At 59.7% G+C, this 21,540-nt stretch carries 18 protein-coding genes; 10 read left to right on the top strand and 8 right to left on the bottom strand.

The genetic code is table 11. The annotated features are described in order from the left end of the window. Positions 1–358 precede the first annotated feature (358 nt). Positions 359–859 (top strand): GFA family protein, encoded by a 501-nt coding sequence (locus EJA71_RS11815; protein WP_158956995.1) that lies wholly within the window; start codon positions 359–361, stop codon positions 857–859. A gap of 99 nt (positions 860–958) precedes the next feature. On the opposite strand, the gene EJA71_RS11810 is transcribed toward EJA71_RS11815, so the two are convergent. Together EJA71_RS11810 and EJA71_RS11805 are read right to left on the bottom strand one after the other, a co-directional pair. Beyond that, positions 959–2,245: an ATP-binding protein gene (locus tag EJA71_RS11810; RefSeq protein WP_158956993.1), complete on the bottom strand. Its 1,287-nt coding sequence runs from the start codon at positions 2,243–2,245 to the stop codon at positions 959–961. Further along, positions 2,246–2,953, bottom strand: coding sequence for a response regulator (locus EJA71_RS11805; protein ID WP_158956991.1), 708 nt, complete (start codon positions 2,951–2,953; stop codon positions 2,246–2,248). A 269-nt stretch (positions 2,954–3,222) separates the two neighbouring features. Between EJA71_RS11805 and EJA71_RS11800 the strand changes: the two genes are divergently transcribed. Beyond that, on the top strand, positions 3,223–5,481 hold the full coding sequence (locus EJA71_RS11800; protein WP_158956989.1) for a hypothetical protein: 2,259 nt from the start codon (positions 3,223–3,225) through the stop codon (positions 5,479–5,481). Positions 5,482–5,962: 481 nt separating this feature from the next. Further along, positions 5,963–6,337, top strand: a complete 375-nt coding sequence (locus tag EJA71_RS11795) for a DUF6124 family protein (RefSeq protein ID WP_158956987.1) — start codon at positions 5,963–5,965, stop codon at positions 6,335–6,337. A gap of 218 nt (positions 6,338–6,555) precedes the next feature. On the opposite strand, the gene EJA71_RS11790 is transcribed toward EJA71_RS11795, so the two are convergent. Next, positions 6,556–7,164: a tRNA-(ms[2]io[6]A)-hydroxylase gene (locus EJA71_RS11790; RefSeq protein WP_158956985.1), complete on the bottom strand. Its 609-nt coding sequence runs from the start codon at positions 7,162–7,164 to the stop codon at positions 6,556–6,558. A 159-nt stretch (positions 7,165–7,323) separates the two neighbouring features. Between EJA71_RS11790 and EJA71_RS11785 the strand changes: the two genes are divergently transcribed. After that, positions 7,324–8,187, top strand: a complete 864-nt coding sequence (locus tag EJA71_RS11785; protein ID WP_158956983.1) for a universal stress protein — start codon at positions 7,324–7,326, stop codon at positions 8,185–8,187. 225 nt (positions 8,188–8,412) lie between these two features. Here the strand turns inward: EJA71_RS11785 and EJA71_RS11780 are convergent, their stop codons facing one another. Next, positions 8,413–8,883 (bottom strand): DUF1289 domain-containing protein, encoded by a 471-nt coding sequence (locus EJA71_RS11780; RefSeq protein WP_038366489.1) that lies wholly within the window; start codon positions 8,881–8,883, stop codon positions 8,413–8,415. Positions 8,884–9,293: 410 nt separating this feature from the next. On the opposite strand from EJA71_RS11780, the gene acnB reads away from it, so the two are divergent. Further along, the gene (gene acnB / locus EJA71_RS11775; protein ID WP_158956997.1) at positions 9,294–11,903 is read left to right on the top strand and encodes a bifunctional aconitate hydratase 2/2-methylisocitrate dehydratase; all 2,610 of its coding nucleotides are present in this window, start codon (positions 9,294–9,296) and stop codon (positions 11,901–11,903) included. 181 nt (positions 11,904–12,084) lie between these two features. Here the strand turns inward: acnB and glsB are convergent, their stop codons facing one another. After that, entirely contained in the window at positions 12,085–12,993 is a 909-nt protein-coding gene (gene glsB, locus EJA71_RS11770; protein ID WP_034152462.1) for a glutaminase B, read from the bottom strand. A 185-nt stretch (positions 12,994–13,178) separates the two neighbouring features. Then, entirely contained in the window at positions 13,179–14,795 is a 1,617-nt protein-coding gene (locus EJA71_RS11765) for a murein L,D-transpeptidase (RefSeq protein WP_158956981.1), read from the bottom strand. Between the two features lie 150 nt (positions 14,796–14,945). On the opposite strand from EJA71_RS11765, the gene EJA71_RS11760 reads away from it, so the two are divergent. From EJA71_RS11760 to EJA71_RS11745, 4 genes are all read left to right on the top strand, one after another. After that, positions 14,946–15,659, top strand: coding sequence for a murein L,D-transpeptidase catalytic domain family protein (locus tag EJA71_RS11760; RefSeq protein ID WP_158956979.1), 714 nt, complete (start codon positions 14,946–14,948; stop codon positions 15,657–15,659). Positions 15,660–15,914: 255 nt separating this feature from the next. Beyond that, complete coding sequence (locus EJA71_RS11755) at positions 15,915–16,172, top strand: DUF2790 domain-containing protein (protein WP_158956977.1); 258 nt, start codon at positions 15,915–15,917, stop codon at positions 16,170–16,172. Between the two features lie 9 nt (positions 16,173–16,181). Further along, on the top strand, positions 16,182–16,853 hold the full coding sequence (locus tag EJA71_RS11750; RefSeq protein WP_158956975.1) for a heavy metal response regulator transcription factor: 672 nt from the start codon (positions 16,182–16,184) through the stop codon (positions 16,851–16,853). Then, a complete protein-coding gene (locus EJA71_RS11745; protein WP_158956973.1) occupies positions 16,850–18,253 on the top strand; it encodes a heavy metal sensor histidine kinase in 1,404 nt (467 codons plus the stop codon). Before EJA71_RS11750 ends, EJA71_RS11745 begins: the two co-directional genes overlap by 4 nt. A gap of 69 nt (positions 18,254–18,322) precedes the next feature. On the opposite strand, the gene EJA71_RS11740 is transcribed toward EJA71_RS11745, so the two are convergent. After that, complete coding sequence (locus EJA71_RS11740; protein WP_158956971.1) at positions 18,323–19,852, bottom strand: MFS transporter; 1,530 nt, start codon at positions 19,850–19,852, stop codon at positions 18,323–18,325. A 103-nt stretch (positions 19,853–19,955) separates the two neighbouring features. On the opposite strand from EJA71_RS11740, the gene EJA71_RS11735 reads away from it, so the two are divergent. Beyond that, a complete protein-coding gene (locus tag EJA71_RS11735) occupies positions 19,956–20,843 on the top strand; it encodes a LysR family transcriptional regulator (RefSeq protein ID WP_064389343.1) in 888 nt (295 codons plus the stop codon). Here EJA71_RS11735 and EJA71_RS11730 read toward each other — a convergent pair. Further along, entirely contained in the window at positions 20,840–21,460 is a 621-nt protein-coding gene (locus tag EJA71_RS11730) for a cell wall hydrolase (RefSeq protein ID WP_158956969.1), read from the bottom strand. The two genes, EJA71_RS11735 and EJA71_RS11730, sit on opposite strands and share 4 nt — an antisense overlap. Positions 21,461–21,540: the final 80 nt, after the last annotated feature.

Below are 21,540 nucleotides of genomic sequence, written 5' to 3'. Positions count from 1 at the left end.
TGGGCGTCCAGTGGCACCGCGTGATCGTTCATCGCTGGCAAGCCAGCTCCCACAAGGATTTGTGTCGTTCACAGATCTTGTAATCAACACCTGACCTTGGGGGAGTGAGGGTAATCGGCGCATGGGTGTTGATCCCTGTTTTTAGCCGGACATGCTGACCGCACGGGCGGTGGGCGTCCAGTGGCACCGCGTGATAGTTCATCGCTGGCAAGCCAGCTCCCACAAGGATTTGTGTCGTTCACAGATCTTGTAATCAACACCTAACCTTGTGGGAGCTGGCTTGCCAGCGATGGCGTCAGCACATTCACCGCAGATCTTCTAGGCTCAACCGAACCATCCCAGCCAACCGGAGGCCCCCATGCACCTCGAAGGTTCCTGCCATTGCGGCGCCGTGACATTCACCCTGAGCAGCGCCCACCCCTACCCGTATCAACGCTGCTACTGCTCGATCTGCCGCAAGACTCAGGGCGGTGGCGGTTATGCGATCAACCTCGGCGGCGACGCGACCACGCTTAAGGTTCAGGGGCGCAAAAACATCACGATCTACCACGCGAAAATGAAAGACGCCGGCGACAAGCGCGCCCATCGCAGCAGCGCCGAACGGCACTTCTGTGCCCTGTGTGGCAGCGGTTTGTGGCTGTTCAGCCCCGAATGGCCGGAGCTGATCCACCCGTTCGCCTCAGCCATCGACACCCCGCTGCCGGTACCGCCGGAGCACACGCATTTGATGCTCGGCTCGAAAGCGCCGTGGGTTGAGGTGGAGGCGAAGGCCAAGGCCAAGGCCAAGGATCAGGAGTTTGATGTGTATCCCGAAGAGTCCATTGCGCAGTGGCATGAGCGCCTCGGACTGAACCGATAGTGCGGTGACCCTGCCGGCCCCTTCGCGAGCAAGCTCGCTCCCACACCTAGAATGCCTAGAGCGAGCCTGCTCGCGAAGGGGTCAGCACAGGCAACATCACTAATCCAGATGCGCCCAGGTCATCCGAAACGACGCCCCGCCCCAAGGCGAATCCCCCACTTCAACCTGCCCGCCATGGGACTGCGACACCCGCCGCACCAGCGCCAATCCCAAACCAAAGCCGCCCGTGCGCCGATCACGACTGGCATCCAGCCGCGAAAACGGTTCGAAAATCTTTTCGCGCCCGTCGACCGGCACGCCCGGCCCATCATCGTTGACCTGCACCTGGTAATAATCGCCGGTGCGCACGAGCGTCACTTCCACCCGCTGCTCGGCGTAGCGAATTGCGTTGCGCAGCAGATTGATCACCGCCCGCGCCATGAAGCGTGGCTCGATGCGCACGGTGTCGAGCCGGCAATCGCCAATCAACAACTGCACGCCCGCCGCTTCTGCCTCCAGCGCCACACTGCCGACCACGCTGTCGAGCCAATTGGCGGCCTGAATATTTTCGCGTTTGATCACCGTCGCGCCGCGCTCAAGACTGGCGTAGGTCAGCAGTTCGGACACCATCTCTTCCAGCTCGCCAAGGTCGGCGTACATGTCGGCAATCAGCTCACGACTCTGGATGGCATCCGGCTGCTGCTTGAGCTGATCGAGTTCGAACGACAGCCGCGCAATCGGCGTGCGCAATTCATGGGATACGGCGTTGGTCAGTTCGCGCTGATTGGCGATCAAGCCTTCGATGCGCGCCGCCATCAGATTGAAGTGTTCAGCCAGATCACGAATGTTCGAGCGCTTGGACAACTGAATGCGCGCCGACAGATCGTTATCGCCAAAGCGCTCCGCCGCCAGCCGCAGTTTCTCGAGATCGCGCCAGTGCGGACGCACCCAGAAGAACAGGACGATGCCGATCATCACGGCAATCATCAGGTACGCGCCGACGATGTAGAACGGCATCAGACTCGGTTCGGCCGGCAAGCGAATGCTCAGCAGTTGCGGGCCGTCGTCAATCGCGGAAATGTACTGGGTGTACTTGTCGCGAATCACCAGCAGCCCTTGGGCCAGCTCGGATTTTTCCGCATCGCTGAGGTCCAGTTGAGCGCTATCAACCAGCGTCAGACCCAAGCCGTAGTGCGGGCGGATCGAGGCGAGCTGTTGCTCCCGCACCGCGCCGTCGAGGTCGCGCAGCTGTTGCGCCAATGTCCACGCCTGACCGCGCACCGCTTCACGGTTGTAATCGCGCTGCTGGTAATCGAGCAGCGCATCGAACGTGCGCTCGACCGTCTGCAGCGCCAACACCAAGCCGACCGTCATCACCAGAAACAGGCCGAAAAATAACCGCAGCATTTACAACTCCCACGCGAACGGATTGAACAGATAGCCCTTGCCCCACACGGTCTTGATGCACACCGGCTCGCGCGGGTTGTCCTTGAGTTTGTTGCGCAACTTGCTGATGTACACGTCGACGCTGCGATTGAGCCCATCGAAGGCAATGCCGCGCATGCGATTGAGGATGTCATCACGGGACAGCGTCTTGCCCGCCGCACTCGCCAGCAGCCACAGCAACTCGAATTCCATGGTGGTCATTTCGATGACCTCTCCGGCCAAGCGCACTTCGCGGCAACTGCGGTCGATCTTCAGGTTTCCGAACTCAAGAATGCTTACCACGCTGCTGTCCGGCACCTGGCGGCGTTGCAACGCACGCAATCGGGCCAGCAACACCGGCGGCTTGATCGGTTTGATCACATAGTCGTCGGCACCGGATTCCAGACCCAGAATGTGGTCGAGGTCGTCCTCTTTGGCCGTGAGAATCACGATGGGTGTGTCCGACACACTGCGAATCTCGCGGCACACGTGCAACCCGCTCTGGCCCGGTAACATCAGGTCGAGCACCACCACTTTCGGCTGGAACTCCAGAAAAGCCGCCACCGCCAGATCGCCACGATGCACCGTGCGCACCGTGTAACCGTGTTGTTCGAGGAAGTGCGCGATCAACGCCGCCAGACGCTCATCGTCTTCCACCAGCAGGACTTTGCCAAAACCCAGGTTATCCATACCGTCTGCCGAGCCATGTGTGAAGGGGTCGGCATTATGGCGGCAATCGCGTCGGAGGCGTTTGGCTCTGCAAGCAAAAACCGGCCGCTGGGGCCGGTTTTGCTTGATGTTTCATACTCTTAAGAGTTTTTAACAGTTCTGCACAATGACCGTATAAAGAGACCGTCCGTCGCAAAACCACGCGCACCTGTCAGATCTGACAGGTGCGCAATTGCCGCACAAGCGCTTTCATGGCTCCAGTCCGTTAACAGCGCGCAGGAGCGTTCACCATGTCCACGTCCCAAACCCTGGAAAACACCGTACTGGCACTGTCAGCTCCTCGCGCCCCCGAAGCGACTACACCCGTCATTGGCGCGCATTACGGCGTGCCGAAACACGTGTATGACCTTAAACCCATGGGCCTGAAAATCGATGTCGACCCTCCGCTTGCCGGGACTGTCTCTCCGGGTGACGTCATCACGCTGGTATTGAACGGGTTGGCGGTGAATAACAAATCCATCGAGGCCGGTCAGGAAAACAGCACCTCGACCCTGTACATCAACAAAGGCCTGCTATTGACCGACCGGGTCAACCAACTGGTCTACACCATCACTCGCGGCAGTCAGAACATCGGCACCTCCACGCCGGTGCTGATGCTGCTGTACAACGCCATTCGCCCCGGCATGCAAGACCGCACACCGGGTGATGGCGCACATTCGGAGCTGGAGCTGATCCTGCCGCAGGATGTCATCGATGACGGCATCGACGCCGAACGCGCCAGACAAGGCGTGCAAGTGTGTTTCAGTTATCCCTACTGCCGCGCCCACGACAAAATCTGGCTCAACTGTAATGGCCAGGACGTCTACCGCACTGTCACCACCACCGAAGCCCCGGCCATTCCCACCGCCGAACCCACCACCGTATGCGTGATGGTTGAGGAAGCGGTGTTCGAGCGCGCCGGTGACAGCTCGACGTTCGTGTTTTCCTACACCGTGACCGATCAACTGGGTAACGGCCCAGACACCGACTCGCCGTGGTCAGGCACCGTCATTGTCGATGTGCATCGCAAGGACGCTCGCCTCGTCGCCCCGGATCTGGCCGAAAATCCAGATGATCCGAACGACGATCCGCGCACCATCGACCTGGCCAAACTGGCCGGCAAAGACCTCACCGTGCTGGTCCACGCCTTCGCTCCACAGTGGCAACCCAACGACAGGATCCGCGTCAGCTACACCGCAACACCGCCAACCGGCGCGGTGATTTCCCACAGTGTTGAGGCCACGGTCGCACGCATCCCGTTTACCTACCGATTGATGGTGCCCAACGCCAAAGTCATCGCCGGCAGCACGGTTCGGGCGAAATATGAGTTGGTGCGCAACGGCGCAGTCCTCGCCTCCTCCAATACCACCACCGCCGAAGTCACGGGCGCGGGCAGCGTTGAACTGTTGCCACCGTTTCTGGTGGCGCCGGCAGTCAGTCCGATTGATGTACTGGCCTATGCCAACGGCGTGACGATGCGCATCGAATACCTCGGTGCGCTGGACGGCGATCGGGCGCGTTTGGTTGAAGTGAATGCACCGGCGGGCGCGCCGCAGTTTCCGTTGGTGGCGTTTAACAGTAACAAGCGGGTGAACGTGGTGTTGACCCCGGCGTTTCTGGCGGCGCGGCATGGGCAGGCGATTGAGTTTCGCTGGAATTTGAATCGTGGGGGTGGGCAGGCGGCCAAGTCACCGGTGTTGAAAGTGAACGTTGCGAAAATCGTGGATGGGGATGTGCGGTTGCCGGTGCCGAATATTAATGGGGAGCTTGGAGCGGAGTTAGATATTGATAAGTTGCCGGCGGGGGCGAATATTCGGGTGGCCAGGTGGATGTTTCAAGAGCGTGGAACACCAATCTTTCTGAGCCTCAGTGGAGTGGATAAGAATGGGCAACATGTCCGAATGTCGATCATAGAGGGTGAACCTCTCGACTCCATTGATGGCTTGAATATTCCCGCACCAATTGATTGGATACGATCACTTAAGAATGGAAGCGAGGCCTCGGTTGATTTTAGAGTAAATACAAAAAATACAGACAATACCCGCACAACCATCAACTTTAGCAGAAGATCATACTTAGTTAAAACAACACCGACTATACGGACTGAGAATTTCGACACAACACCAGACCAAACTATAGTTCCAGGCACGACACTAGAATTAAAACACATGTCGATCACAACCATTAGCGGAAGTATTGAAATCCGGAAAATTCATCCATCCTCGATTATTCCCGGTCAACTTGAAGGCTCTGTCCTGTCTTTTTTCGACCTAACCTCCAATCATGGGAAGATCACTTTAAGACTCGCGTGCACAAAAGTCAGCTTTTGGAGTAGCGGAAGGAGCACTGTGACTTATTACGATGCAAACAACGACTTTCTTGGACAGCACCTTCCTCACAATAACGGCCGCACATTACGTGAATTTTCCGCATCTGGAATATTGAGCATTGAAATCAAAACAAACAGTACGAGCGGCGACTCGGTTGACTATTTCACTTTTGAATACTGATTTCATAAACTGCAACTAACATACGTAGAAATCAGGACGGATCGTTATCACTCATAAGCGCCAAATGAATCGATCAGCCAAAAAATCGCAGCCTCTCGTACCATTTAAAGGAGACTGGAACCAGTCGCTACCGAAGCCTGCGATCTCTGGGTTTTAAACAACCCCGTTTAGCTGAAACCTGCAGAAACGCACGCAGGCTACACATCCTTGCGCCTTTGCCTACAGCTAAGCCAGAATCCGCCGGCTTGTGCGTCTTCGGAGCAGGTTTTATTGTGGGTCGGTCGCTGACACATCAGTGATCGGGTCTCGCAGCCCGTCGATCTCTGGACGCACAACACCCGCGCTTTTTATGGCGGCTGTACGTGGGAGACCTTAGGGTCTGCCGGTTCTAGAGTCCCGGTCTGCGACCCGCGTATAGCTGCCACCTTCCTTTCGTATCGCAGCGCAATGTGGCGGCTCCATTGACTCTAGGAGCTTCACCATGTTCAAACCAACACCCAACCCACCCGAAACCGACCCCACCTCCCCCTACGAATCCTTCGACTCGAACAAACTCCACGAAGCCGCCGACCGCGCCCTCGACCATTACCTCTGCCCGCCCGGCTCTACGCCGCCGCCACGCAAAACCCGTGGCATGTATGCCGTCACCGCCGACACCAAAAACGAAGAGCTACTGGCCGATGCCAGCGCAACACTCGCCTCGGCCAAAACCATCGCCCAGGATTTCGCCAACATGGCGCCCGCACCACAGCGTCGGGCGCTGTTGGGGATTGCGCAGTTGATCATGCTCGGGGAATTGGCGGTAAATCGGGCGCTGGATAATCTGGAGTTGGTGGGTGTGGGAAGCATTCACTGATTGATTCGGTGGCCGTTCTGGCCCCATCGCTGGCAAGCCAGCTCCCACAGATTCTGCGCTGGAACAGGGATTTTTGAACGGCACAATCCTTGTGGGAGCTGGCTTGCCAGCGAAGGCTGACTGGCTGACGACACACATTCACCGGGCATAAAAAAACCCGCCATCCCAAGCAATCGGGGCGGCGGGTTTTGTGGTTTCAGGCGCTGCGCTTTTCGCTGTTAGACCTGCGCTGGGACGCCGCTGTGGAAGCGAAATTCTTCATCCGGCGATTCGATCAGCTCTTGCTCGGCGGCGCGGACTTTCTCGATCACCAGGGCAATGTCCTTCGCGTCACCGTACTGGTAGGCAAGCTTCAGATAGCCCTGAAAATGCCGCGCCTCGCTCTTGAGCAAACCAAAGTAAAACTTGCCCAACTCTTCATCCAGGTGCGGCACCAGCGCTTCAAAGCGTTCGCAGCTGCGCGCTTCGATAAATGCGCCGACCACCAGCGTATCCACCAGTTTTACCGGTTCGTGACTGCGCACCACTTTGCGCAGGCCTGAGGCATAGCGCCCGGCGTGCAGTTGGCGCAGTTCGATCTTGCGGCGTTTCATGATGCGCATGACTTGTTCGTGGTGCACCAGTTCTTCCCGGGCCAGGCGCGACATCATGTTGATCAGGTCAACATGGGAGTGATACTTGGCGATCAGGCTCAGGGCGGTGCTGGCGGCTTTGAATTCGCAGTTCTTGTGGTCGATCAGCAAGGTTTCCTGATCGGCCAGTGCGGCCTGGACCCAGGCGTCGGGGGTGCGGCAGCCAAGGAATTCGTGGATTTCGGGAAGGATCATGGGGCTCACGGCTAATGGTGTTCGAGCGAAGGGCGCCGATTATACCGGCCTGCCCGCAGACCACCAGCCGCGCGCGTTGATATGCGTCAAGTCGCGCGCGTTCGGGCAGCAACTATAGTTGTGCAACGCCGTGCCTTTTCTTTGCTGGAGACTCCGCTCATGCAAGCCATTCGCAGCATTCTGGTGGTCATCGAACCCGAACATTCGGAAAGTCTGGCGCTCAAGCGTGCCAAGTTGATTGCCGGTGTGACCCAGGCCCACTTGCACTTGTTGGTGTGCGACAAGAAGCACGATCACGCGGGCATGCTCGGCGTGCTCAAATCCGCGCTGCTGGCGGACGGTTACAGCGTGACCACCGAACAGGCGTGGAACGAGAGCCTGCACGAGACCATCATCGACGTGCAGCAGGCTGAAGGCTGCGGGTTGGTGATCAAGCAGCATTTCCCCGACAGCTCACTGAAAAAGGCCCTGCTGACCCCGGCGGACTGGAAACTCTTGCGCCACTGCCCTACCCCGGTGCTGCTGGTGAAAACCGCTGGTTCGTGGAAGGACAAAGTGATTCTGGCAGCGGTGGATGTCGGCAACGCCGATGGCGAGCACCGGCATTTGCACACGACGATCATTGATCATGGCTACGACATTGCCAGTCTGGCCAAGGCGCATCTGCATGTGATCGCGGCGCATCCATCACCGATGCTGTCGGCGGCGGACCCGACGCTGCAACTGAGCGAAACCATCGAAGCGCGTTATCGCGAGCAGTGCCGGGCGTTTCAGGCGGAATTTGATGTCGATGATGAACATCTGCACATCGAGGAAGGCCCGGCGGATGTGTTGATTCCGTTTATGGCGCACAAGCTGCAGGCGGCGGTAACGGTGATTGGCACGGTGGCGCGGACGGGGTTGTCGGGGGCTTTGATTGGTAATACGGCGGAAGTGGTGCTGGATGAACTGGAGAGTGATGTGCTGGTGCTGAAACCGCAGGAGGTTGAGGATCATTTGGTGGAGTTGGCGGTGAAGCATTAAAGATCAAAAGATCGCAGCTTTCGGCAGCTCCTACAGGTAGAACGCGTCACACGAACCTGTGGGAGCTGGCTTGCCAGCGATGAGGCCGGCACATGCAATATCAATATTGACTGAACTACCGCTATGGCTGGCAAGCCAGCTCCCACAGGTGCAGTTGGCATTCACATAAATGGCATTGCCATACGGTCTCTGTGGGAGCTGCGGCACGCTGCGATCTTTTGACCTTCAGGCGCCAAAGGCGTCTTTGAGGAATCCGGGGGCGATGTAGCGCTGGTAATGCGCTTCCGACAGCAGGAAGAATTCCCGATCAATGGCATCGCGCAGCTCCGGCAGGTTCCAGTCGCGAAACTCCGGCAGCAACACCATCCCGTAGGCTTCCAGATTAATGATCACCCGCGCACCCCGGGCGATCAGTTGATAAGCCCAGCAATATTCCGACTGATGCGGCACGAAGCGGATCTTGCGCTGTTCGAGCTGCTCGCGCAGGCGCGCCGAATCGAAAATCTCGACCTTGCCCGCCATCACTTGTGACAGCAATTGCTCCAGTCGCAACCACACCGCACGTTTTTCCTCCTCGTTGTACCCATTCCAATGGATCACTTCGTGGTGGAAACGCTTGCAGCCACGGCACACCAGATCACCGTAAACAGTGGAGCAGAGGCCGACGCAGGGGGTCTTGATGGTCTGATTGGGCATAAGATAGGCAAAGGCACTGAAACGCGGAACAGGTCGGCATGTTAGCCCTTTGTCTAACATTCATCACCCCTCAAACTTCAGGGACGAACTTACCTTTAAATTTTTTTTGCCGTAGAATCAGCCAGCCTTTTAAGGCGCCAATGTCCGTTAGAAGCTGTTTTCAAAGCGTCACGAGCACAGTCGTTCCTTCAGAGCGGTGTTGGCGAAGGGTTTTTCCAGCGGGGAAAAGCCCATCGCCAACCCTCATCAGCTCCCCGTTCTGCAGGCGTAAAACTTTGAAAGCAGCTTCTGTAAGGAATGGTCGGTAATTCTGGCTAAGTGGCCCACAACGCCGCGCAGCGCATGAGTACGACCATTTCGGGATGAGCGTCCCGGACACCCATTTGGGACCACTGATGAGGGTAATAACTGTGCTTGAAGCCTACCGCAAACATATCGAAGAGCGTGCAGCCCTGGGTATCGTTCCCCAGCCGCTTAACGCCGAACAAACAGCAGGCCTGGTCGAGCTGCTGAAAAACCCTCCGGCTGGCGAAGAAGAATTCCTCGTTGACCTGATCACCAATCGCATTCCACCAGGCGTGGACGAAGCGGCCTATGTAAAAGCCGGCTTCCTGTCTGCACTGGCCAAGGGCGAAGTTTCCTCCCCTCTGCTGGACAAAAAGCGCGCTGTAGAACTGCTCGGCACCATGCAGGGCGGCTACAACATCGTGACCCTGGTTGACCTGCTGGACGACGCCGAGCTGGCGCCAGTCGCTGCCGCGCAACTCAAGCACACCCTGCTGATGTTCGATGCGTTCCACGACGTCGCGGAAAAAGCCAAGAACGGCAACGCTCACGCTAAAGCCGTGCTGCAATCCTGGGCTGACGGCGAGTGGTTCAAGAACCGCCCGACCCTGGCCGACAAGATCAGCCTGCGCGTATTCAAGGTAACCGGCGAAACCAACACCGACGACCTGTCCCCTGCCCCGGATGCCTGGTCGCGTCCAGACATCCCGCTGCACGCCCTGGCCATGCTGAAAATGGCCCGTGACGGCATCGTTCCTGATCAGCAGGGCGCCATCGGCCCGATGAAACAGATCGAAGAAATGCGCGGTCAAGGCTTCCCGATCGCCTACGTCGGTGACGTGGTCGGTACCGGTTCGTCGCGTAAATCGGCGACCAACTCGGTGCTGTGGTTCTTCGGCGACGACGTTCCTTACGTGCCGAACAAGCGCGCTGGCGGTTTCTGCTTCGGCAGCAAAATCGCTCCGATCTTCTACAACACCATGGAAGATGCCGGCGCACTGCCAATCGAGTTCGACGTGTCCAACATGAACATGGGCGACGTGATCGACCTGTACCCGCATGCTGGCAAAGTCTGCAAACACGGCACCGACGAAGTCCTGACCACCTTCGAAATGAAGACTCCGGTACTGTTGGACGAAGTTCGTGCTGGCGGCCGTATCCCGCTGATCATCGGCCGTGGCCTGACCGAGAAGGCTCGCGCCGAACTGGGTCTGCCACCGTTTGACCTGTTCAAGAAGCCTGATGCACCGATCGAAAGCACCAAGGGTTACACCCTGGCGCAGAAAATGGTCGGCAAGGCTTGCGGTCTGGCAGAAGGCAAAGGCATCCGTCCTGGCACCTACTGCGAACCGAAAATGACCACCGTAGGTTCTCAGGACACCACCGGTCCAATGACCCGTGACGAACTGAAAGACCTGGCGTGCCTGGGCTTCTCGGCTGATCTGGTGATGCAGTCCTTCTGCCACACCGCGGCGTATCCAAAGCCGATCGACGTGACCACCCACCACACCCTGCCTGACTTCATCATGACTCGCGGCGGCGTTTCCCTGCGTCCGGGCGACGGCATCATCCACTCGTGGCTGAACCGCATGCTGCTGCCAGACACCGTCGGCACCGGTGGTGACTCGCACACCCGTTTCCCGATGGGCATTTCGTTCCCGGCCGGTTCCGGTCTGGTGGCGTTTGCTGCGGCCACCGGCGTTATGCCGCTGGACATGCCGGAATCGATCCTGGTGCGCTTCAAAGGCAAAATGAAACCTGGCATCACCCTGCGTGACCTGGTTCATGCCATTCCGTACTTCGCTATCCAGAACGGTCTGCTGACCGTCGAGAAGAAAGGCAAGAAAAACGCCTTCTCCGGCCGCATCCTGGAAATCGAAGGTCTGGAAGGTCTGACCCTGGAACAGGCGTTCGAATTGTCCGACGCCTCGGCCGAACGTTCGGCTGCCGGTTGCACCATCAAGCTGTCGAAAGAGTCGATCACCGAGTACCTGAACTCCAACATCACCCTGCTGCGCTGGATGATCGGCGAAGGCTACGGCGATGCACGTACTCTGGAACGTCGTGCTCAAGCGATGGAAGCCTGGGTTGCCAACCCGGAACTGATGGAAGCCGATGCCGACGCCGAATACGCCGAAATCATCGAAATCGATCTGGCCGACATCAGCGAGCCTGTACTGTGCGCGCCGAACGACCCGGACGACGCCCGTCTGCTGTCCAGCGTTGCTGGCGAGAAGATCGACGAAGTGTTCATCGGTTCGTGCATGACCAACATCGGTCACTTCCGCGCTGCCGGTAAGTTGCTGGATCAGGTCAAGGGTCAGCTGCCAACTCGTCTGTGGCTGTCGCCGCCGACCAAGATGGACGCTCACCAACTGACCGAAGAAGGCTACTACGGCATCTACGGCAAGGCTGGCGCACGCATGGAAATGCCGGGCTGCTCGCTGTGCATGGGTAACCAGGCACGTGTAGAGCCGAACGCGACCGTGGTTTCCACTTCCACCCGTAACTTCCCGAACCGTCTGGGCGACGGCGCGAACGTCTACCTGGCTTCGGCTGAGCTGGCGTCCGTGGCTTCGATCCTGGGTCGCCTGCCGACCGTCGAGGAGTACATGGAATACGCTGGCAAGATCGACAGCATGGCGGCTGATATCTACCGCTACCTGTCTTTCGACCAGATCGCCGAGTTCCGTGAAGCTGCTGCGAACGCCAATATCCCGGTCGTTCAAGCCTAACGTTACAACGCCGTGAAAAACGCCGCCCATCGTGAGATGAGCGGCGTTTTTTTATGCGCGACGCAACGCTTTTACTGTAGGAGTGAGCCTGCTCGCGATAGCGTCGTGTCAGTCGATACAGATCTGTCTGATCCACCGCTATCGCGAGCAGGCTCACTCCTACAGGGGGGCGGTGTCGTGTTCAGAACACCGACCAACCGATCCTTGAGCTGAGCATTTCCAGCGCCGCCATCCCCGCCAGCGAATTACCCGCCGCATTGAGTTCCGGCGACCACACGCACACCGTGAACTGCCCCGGCACCACCGCGACAATCCCGCCACCGACCCCGCTCTTGCCCGGCAAGCCCACGCGGTAAGCAAAGTTGCCCGCCTCGTCATACAGCCCGCTGGTGGCCATGATCGAGTTGACCTGCTGGGTCTGACGGCGCGTCAGAATCTGCTCGCCGCTGTGTTTGCAGAAACCGTCGTTAGCCAGGAAGCAGAAGGCCCGGGCCAGGTCGATGCAGTTCATGCGCAGGGCGCAGTGACTGAAATAGCTGCGCAGCACCGCTTCGACATCGTTGTGAAAGTTGCCGAAGGACTGCATCAGATAGGCCATCGCCGCATTGCGCGCACGGTGCTGGTATTCGGAGTCAGCGACTTTGCCGTCGATCATGATCTGCGGATTGCCCGACAGCCGCCGGACGAAATCACGCATCGACAAGGTCGGTGCGGCGAAGCGCGATTGGTTGATGTCGCAGATCACCAGCGCGCCGGCGTTGATGAACGGATTGCGCGGGCGGCCGCGTTCGAATTCCAATTGCACCAACGAGTTGAACGGCTGGCCGGAAGGTTCATGGCCGAGCCGCTCCCAGATCGCCTCACCAGAATGATCGATGGCCTGCACGAGGCTGAACACCTTGGAAATACTCTGCACCGAAAACGGCGTTTCAGCGTCGCCAGCGCAATACATCTCGCCGTCGTTGCCATACACGGCAATGCCCAATTGATTGGCCGGCACGGTGCCGAGGGCAGGAATGTAGTCAGCTACCTTGCCTTGCCCGATCAGGGGCCGGACTGCGTCAAGGATCTCGTTCAACAGCGCTTGCATGCCGGGTTCCGAAGTCTCGCCCCAGGGGATCGCGGGGACACTGGGGCTAGACGCTGCGCGGCCGAATCAAATCACAGTCGCCCGTGTACGAGCTGCCGCAGGCTGCGATCTTTTGATGTTGCCTTTAAAAGACAAGATCAAAAGATCGCAGCCTTCGGCAGCTCCTACAGCAGGGAATTGTCGAGCTAATGCGCGCGGTCGAGGCCGGCAAGCAAGGCGCTGTCGCGGCTGTAGATATCCGGTGCGTATTGCACGTGGCCGTCGTTGCCGACCTGCGCGGTCCAGTAGGTCATCAGGATCGGCACCGGCGCCGACAGGCGGAATTCGTGGGTGGTGCCGGTTGCCAGCAGCGTGTCGGTGCGGGCCTTCTCCGCCGGGCTGAGCAGCAGATCACGCAGTTGCAGCGGATGCTCGACCCTCACGCAACCGGAGCTGAACGCGCGCGGGCCTTTGTCGAACAGCGCCTTGCTCGGCGTGTCGTGCAGGTACACCGAGAACGGATTGGGAAAACGGATGACCATTTGCCCCAGCGGATTGCGTGGCCCGGCGTCCTGGCGCAAGAGGATGTTGCCGGGGTTGTCCCAATCGACGTCTGCCGCCGCGATGGGCTGACCGTTAGCGTCGAGCACTTGCAGGTTCTGCCGACTGAGGAAGGTCTGATCCTTGCGGATCGCTGGCAGCTTGTCTTCTTTCCAGATGGTCGGCGGCACCGTCCAGGTCGGGTTCAGGGTCAGGCGCGTGACACGGGATTTGAGCAGCGGTGTCTGGCGCTCGGCGCGACCGACCTGGGTGCGGGTCTGCCACACCACCTGGCCGCCCTGATAGAGGCTCAATTCGGCAGCGGCGACGTTGACCAGCAAGCCGTCCGGCTCCATGTCCTGAGCCATCCAGCGGAAGCGTTCGAGATTGACCCGCAACTGTTCGCGGCGGGTCAGCGGGCTGATATTCAGTTCGGCAATCGTCCCCGGCCCGACCACGCCGTCGGCCTGCAACGAATGATTGGCCTGAAAGCTTTTCACTGCGTCCACCAGCACACCGCTGTAGGCGTTGTCCGGCGTGCCAATGGCGTGGGTCAGGTAGCCTTCGTTGAACAAACGCTGGGCCAGTTGCGGCACGCGGTTGTCTTCCATTGAAGGACGCAGCAACGGGCCGTCGCCGACTGATTGCCATTGCGGCAGGGCTTTCTGGCGTTGCGCGGCATACAACTGACGCAGGTTTTGATATTGCGCCAGTCGCGGGCGGGCCAGATCGAACGCCGCGGCAATGTCATGCATGCCCGGCACGGCAATGGCCAACAATTCCGCCTGACGGTCACGCGGGCTCGTGTCGGCATGCCACAGCGGTTCGAAGTGCGATTGCAACAGACGGCCGTAATGCAAATCCTGCAATGCCTGGAGGTAGTAGCGACTGATTTCGATGTCGGCGCACAACTCGCCGTCCTGCGGCGGTACGGCGGCGACCGGGTAGCGTTTCGGATTGAGGCCATCGTCGGCCAACAGCTGCAATTGCGCCTGCAAGGCCGGCAATCTTGCGGTTTCGCTGGCCCACACCGGCATCCAGTCCTGCTGTTCATAGAACGCTTGCAACTGGGTCAGCGCCGGGCCGTTTAGCTGTGGGCCAATCGTCGGGCAGGCCTGAGGCAGGCTGATCAATACCGCCTGTAACGGACTTTGCGGCTCGATGGGCATTTCGGCCGGTGGCGTCGGCAGCGTCTGCAAGGGCGGCAGCGGCTCATCGGCACAAGCGACAAACGGCGCAGCGATCAGACAAATGCTCAAGTAGCATGCGTACTTTTTGAACAACTGCTTTACTCCAATCCATGGCCGTCCAGATGACGGTCAACCTTACATCAGGTGCGCTGAACAGTCAGGTTCGATCTACGAGCTTGCGGGTAACGACTGGGAGTCAGGAGCCAAAGTGCCAAATAAGTAGCAAGTGAGGACACTTTATAAATGTTGACGTTTTTGCGCCGACTTCTGCTGACCACCGCGACCCTCGTCGTTGTGTCCAGTCCAGTTTTTGCCGCCGGCAATCTATCGCCGGTTCTCTACACCAGCCTCGCGCACGCCGCGCCAGAACTCAATCCCCAGGCGCTGAAAGGCGCTCTGAACGCCATGCAGTGTGCGGTCAACAATGGCGCTAAACCGTCGCGCCACTTGGCGATCATCGATTACTCGCAACCGTCGACTGAACGTCGCCTGTGGATTTTCGACCTGAGCAAACAGAAGTTGGTTCTACGCGATCTTGTCGCCCATGGTTCCAATTCCGGGGAAAACTTCGCCACGCAGTTCTCCAACCGTGAAGGCAGTTATCAATCCAGTCTCGGTTTGTTTCGCACCCAGGAAAGTTACAGCGGCGCCCACGGCTATTCATTGCGCATGGACGGTCTGGAGCCGGGTTTCAATGACATGGCCCGCGATCGCGCCATCGTCATTCATGCCGCCAGTTACGTGAATCCGCTGTGGAGCAAGAAACAGGGGCGCATCGGCCGCAGCCAGGGCTGCCCGGCGGTGCGTCCGCAGATTGCCAAACAGGTGATCGATCGCCTGAAGAATGGCCAGTTCATGTTTTCGTGGTATCCGGATCAGCGCTGGCTGAAGTCTTCGCCGTACCTGAACTGCCAGCCGCAGCAGGTGGCGAGCATTCTCAGTACCCACGCTAGCTAACGGCACACCCTATAACCCTGTGGGAGCTGGCTTGCCAGCGATAGCGGTGGATCAGTCAATGAAAACTTTGACTGTGCCTGCCTCATCGCTGGCAAGCCAGCTCCCACAGGGGTTAGCGTTGAGCCCGGAAAATCCTCACACACCGTTTGATTACAACTTTGTCATTCAGCTGTCGGTTTGCCGTGCGGATCGCTCGGTAGCCTGAAGTTGTCCCGGCGCCAATGCCGATCAACTTCGACCACTGAGTGACTGACCATGAAAACCCTCCTGCTCGCTTTCACCGCCCTCCTCGCCACCGGTTCCGCGTTCGCTGCCAACATGCCCGACACCGCGGTGATTCATGACAAAACCGGCTTCTACGTGAATCTGGATGTCGACAAAGTCCTGTCCAGCACCGATATTTCACAGGCGTGCGGTGTGGTGCCGGCGCAATTGAATTACCTCGACCATCAGGGCCGCGAGCATGTGCTGAACTATGACGTGCAAGGCGCCGGCTGCATCAATGACCATTGAGACTGATCGATGAATATTCTGGTTGTCGAAGACGAGCCCAAGGCTGGCAATTACCTGCTCAACGGTTTGCAGGAATTGGGCTACAGCGTCAGTCTGGCGCGCAACGGCGCCGACGGTTTGCACCTGGCGCTGGAACACAGCTTCGACGTGATCGTGCTCGATGTGATGATGCCCAAGATGGATGGCTGGGAAGTCCTGCGCCGGCTGCGCAAGGAAGCCGACACGCCGGTGCTGTTCCTCACCGCCCGCGACGACATCGCCGACCGCGTCAAAGGCCTGGAACTGGGCGCCGACGATTACCTGATCAAACCGTTTTCCTTCGCGGAACTGGTGGCGCGCCTGCGCACCCTGACCCGCCGTGGACCGATCCATGAGGACGAACAACTGCAAGTCGCCGACCTGCAGATCGACGTGATCAAACGCCGCGTGACCCGCGCCGGGATGCGCATCACCCTGACCAATAAAGAGTTCGCCCTGCTGCAATTGTTCGCCACCCACACCGGGCAAGTGCTCGCCCGTTCGCTGATCGCCTCGCGGGTGTGGGACATGAATTTCGACAGCGACACCAACGTCGTCGATGTCGCCGTACGCCGCTTGCGCGCGAAAATCGATGACCCGTTCCAGCTCAAGCTGATCCACAGCGTGCGTGGCATCGGCTACCGCTTCGATACGCAGCCATGAATACTCAAAAAACCTACTCCCTGACCCTGCGTTTGGCGCTGGTGTTCGCCCTGCTCGCCTTCGCTTCGCTGGCCGGCCTCGGCGCGGCGTTATATGGCGAGCTGGAGGAGCAACTGATTCGGCGCGATGACATTTCGCTGGTCAGCCGCGTCGATCAGTTGCGCACATTCCTCAACGACAGCAACACGCTGGAGCTGATCAAGAACAAACCGGCGCTGTTCCAGAACATGCTCGGCAACCGCGAAGCCTTGCTGACCATTGGCGCACCGGGACAGCCGCCGTTGCTGGTGGTCAACCCCGGCAACCTGACAACGCCGACGCTGCCAGCCGTACCGATCAACCACACGATGACGTTGAACGATGTGCAGCACTTGCCTAGCGTCAACGGTGTGCCGTTTTCTGCCGTCGCTGCGGCCATCGATTCCGGCGAACTGGGCAATCTGCAAGTGACCACCGGACGGCTGATGAGCGAGCGCACGGCGATGCTCGCCAATTACCGCTTGAGCGTTTATGGCTTGGCGACATTGGCGGCGCTGGTGCTCGCGGTGATTGGTTGTCTGCTGGTGTATCGCGGTTTGCTGCCGCTGCGCCGGTTGGCCAAACATGCTCACGGCATTGGCGTCGGCAACCTCGGCGAACGCCTCGACAGCCACGGCGCGCCTCGGGAACTGTTGCCGATGATCGACGCGTTCAATGCCATGCTCGATCGCCTCGGCAAGGGCTTTGCGCAGTTGAGCCAAGTGTCCACCGACATGGCCCACGAACTGCGCACACCGATCAACAACCTGCTCGGCGAAACCCAGGTCGCCCTGCATCAGAACCGCAGCGTCGAGGCGTATCAGCAGTTGCTCGCGTCCAATGTCGAAGAACTGGAGCGGCTGACGCGGATGCTCGACAACATGCTGTTTCTGGCGCGCACCGACCCGGCGAGTGCCCTGAGCCAACGCCAGGAGCTGGACGCGGCGGAAGAGATGCAGCGGATCGCCGATTACTTTGAAGGCTTGGCGGCGGATGTCGGCGTGAGCATCAAGGCGCGCGGCAGCGGAGTGATCTGGGCCGAGCCGATGCTATTGCGCCGGGCGCTGGCCAATTTGTGCGCGAATGCGATCAAGTACGGCGCGGCGGATTCGACGCTGCAGGTGGAGGCGATTGCCGAATCGGACGGCAGCTATTTGCGTGTGCGTAATCAGGGCGCGACGATTGCGCCGGAACATCTGGCGCGGTTGTTCGAACGTTTCTACCGCGTCGACCAATCCCGCGAGCGCTCGGCGCAATCCAACGGGTTGGGCCTGTCGATCGTCGCGACGATCATGCAGTTGCATCAGGGTCGCTACAGCGTTAGCAGCACGGATGGAATCACCTGCTTTGAACTCTACTTCCCCGCCCGGCAATGGTCTTGATCGACTGTTCCGCCGTCATCGCTGGCAAGCCAGCTCCCACAGGGTTTTGGTTTGGCCGGAGACCTGGATTCAGCCCCGATCATTGTGGGAGCTGGCTTGCCAGCTCCCACAGGGCTTTGGTTTGGCCGGAGACCTGGATTCAGCCCCGATCATTGTGGGAGCTGGCTTGCCAGCGATGAGGCCAGCACCTACAACACCTTCGTCGGCAGATAGTTCGCTATCGCGAGCCAGCCCGCTCCCACCTTTGAACTGCACTCGGCTGATGACCAGCGCCGTCAGCATCAACGCCACCGCCACAGCGAAAGTCATGTGAAAACCGCTGCCGATAACAGCAGCCGGCGCCTGCGTCGGATCCCCCGCCGCCAGCGCAAACACCGCGCCCATCACCGCCGCGCCGGTAATCAAGCCAAGATTGCGCGCCAGCCCGAGCATCGCTGAGACCACGCCGCGCTGATCCTGACTGACACCCGCCATCAACCCGGTGTTGTTGGCCGCCTGGAACAGCGCGTAGCTGACAGCAACCAGCATGATCGGCAGCACGTACCCAGGCAAACCGAGCGTCATCGGCAAGGCCGCCAACAATCCGCAACCGCAGGCCATTCCAAGCAATGCACCAGGGACGATTCGGTGCGCGCCAAAGCGATCCACCAGACGCCCGGCCGGCACGCCGCTCAGCGCGGACAACAACGGCCCGACCGACAACGCCACTCCGACCATCGTGCTGCTGAGGCCCAATCCCCGGTGCAGGTAAAACGGCCCGACCACCAGCGTGGTCATCATCACCGTGGTCACCAGCAATGTCAGCGCCAGGCTGCTGCTCAGTCGCACATCGCTGAACAGTGACAACCGAATCAGCGGCGATTTGGCCCTCATTTCGACCACGATAAACAATCCCACGCCGCACAGGCTGGCCAGCAGCAGCGGTAACAGCAAACCTTCAAGCGTCATCGCCAGCGCATAAGCCGCCAGCGTCAGCATCAATACTGCGCTGCCAGAAAAATCGAACCCCGCACGCGGGCCTGTCGCCCGATCCGCCGGCAGAAAGCGGTACACCAGCCAGATATTCAGCAAGCCCAGTGGCACGTTGAGCAAAAAAATCGACTGCCAACCCACATGCGTCATCAACAGCCCGCCCAGCGATGGCCCAAGGCTGGTGCCAGTCGCCGACATCGTTGCCAGCAGCCCCATCGCACTGCCCGCCCGCGACTTGGGCACGGCGTCTGACACGAGTGCCACGGTCAACGCGAACATGATCGCCGCGCCGACGCCTTGTACCGCCCGTGCGCCGATCAGCCAACCCAGCCCCGGCGCCAACGCGCAGGCCAACGAAGCGCTGGAAAAAATACCAATCCCGATCAACAGCAAGCGCCGCCGCCCCGCGCCATCCCCCAGACGTCCGACGCTGACAATCAACGTGGTGACCGCCAGCAAATACGCCAGAACGATCCACTGCACCTGTTGAAACGTTGCCTCAAACGCCGATGCGAGAATCGGTAACCCGGCGTTGGCAATGCTGGTGTCCATTGACGGCATCAACATCGACAGGGCCAGACTGGTCAGCGCCCAGCGGGCGGGAGAGCTCAGGGAATCTCGAGGCATGGCGGGCTCACAATGCAAAGGTGACCCGCCATAGCCTGAGCCTCGACAACACACGGCGCAAGACGCATGCTTTGCACTCCATACCTGCATGGAACGCCATGTCATGACTGCCCCGGATCTGAACTTGCTGATCACCCTCGACGTCTTGCTGCGCGAAGGCAGCGTCGCCCGCGCCGCCAAATGTCTGCGGTTGAGCCCGTCGGCGATGAGTCGCGCCCTCGCCCGTCTGCGCGAAACTACCGGCGATCCGTTGCTGGTGCGTGCAGGTCGAGGCCTGGTGCCGACGCCACGCGCGCTGGAGTTGCGCGAGCGGGTCAGTCATCTGGTGCAGGACGCCGAGGCGGTTTTACGCCCGGCCGAGGTGCTCGACCCTGGCCGCTTGCAACGCACTTTCACCCTGCGCAACACCGACGGTTTTGTCGAAACCTTTGCCGCCGCCCTGCTCGCGCGCATCGCTCAAGAGGCGCCCGGCGTCCGCCTGCGCTTTGTGCAGAAAGCCGACAAGGACAGCACGCCGTTGCGCGAAGGCCGCGTCGATCTGGAAACCGGCGTGGTCGACGACACAACCGATCCGACCCTGCACAGCCGCATCCTGTTTCGCGATCAGTGGATCGGTGTAGTGCGTGAGGGGCATTCTTTGAGTTCGGGAAAGGTCACCAGCAAGCGTTTTGCCGGCGGCGAGCACATTCTCATTTCACGACGCGGACGCAGCAGCGGCCCGGTCGATGAGGCACTCCTCGCGCTCGGCCTGACGCGGGACATTGTCACCTCATTCGGCGGATTTTCGGCGGCGTTGACGCTGGTGCGCGAATCCGACTTGATCGCCACGGTGCCGCAGCGCCACACCAGCAAACTGCGCACGGGCCTGCACAGTTTCGCCCTGCCCTTCGCGATGCCGGACATCAGTGTGTCGATGCTCTGGCACCCGCGCATGGACGCCGACCCGGCGCATCGCTGGTTGCGCGATTGCGTGCGGGAAGTCTGCGCCTAGCGCGCATCCCCGCCAGCAGGTTTGTAGAAGAGGAATTTGCCGGTCTGGGCAGTCTTGCGGTATTCCTTGGCCCAACTCGGATGGACGTTGCGGTCATGGAAATACAGTGCGCCGTGGGTGCGATCCTTGAGCTGGCGGTTCAGCGCCTTGCCGGCGATTTCCTTGGCCAGCGCGTATTCGGCATCTTCCTTGACCTGATCCGCCTTGCCATCGCACCACCAGGAAAACTGGCAGCTCTTGGTTTCCGAGCCTTGTTTGACCACCGCACAGACCGTGTCGGGAAAGCCTTCGTGGCCGAGGCGATTCATCACCACACTGGCCACGGCTTCCATTTCCGGGGTGTCTCTGCCCTTGGCTTCCCAATAGATACTGCGCGCCAGACAGGTGAGCGGATCGTCCAGCGGCGCCGCGCCGGCCGGGTCTACCGCTTGCGCTTCGGTGGGGGTGATGGCTTCGGATTTCGGCGCGGGGGCGGCGCTGACTTTGTCGGCGGCTTTTTCCTCCAGCACTTGGGCTTTCTCTTCCGCCTTCGCTTTGATCGGGGCCTGATCGGTGGCCCATGCGGAGCCTGCCAACAAGGTCAATACGAGACAACCCGCCCAGCCTTTCAATCCCATTTCTGTTCTTCCGGCAGCGCCCGAGTCGGGCAAGGTGTTACGTCGGGGAGACGCCCGGTTCCCGGGGTCTTCGGTGAGTG

The sequence above is a fragment of the Pseudomonas sp. PB106 genome (assembly GCF_009764645.1).
Taxonomy (GTDB): domain Bacteria; phylum Pseudomonadota; class Gammaproteobacteria; order Pseudomonadales; family Pseudomonadaceae; genus Aquipseudomonas.
The sequence above is the reverse complement of the archived record's forward strand: the minus strand, read 5'-3'. Positions and strand labels throughout refer to the sequence as shown.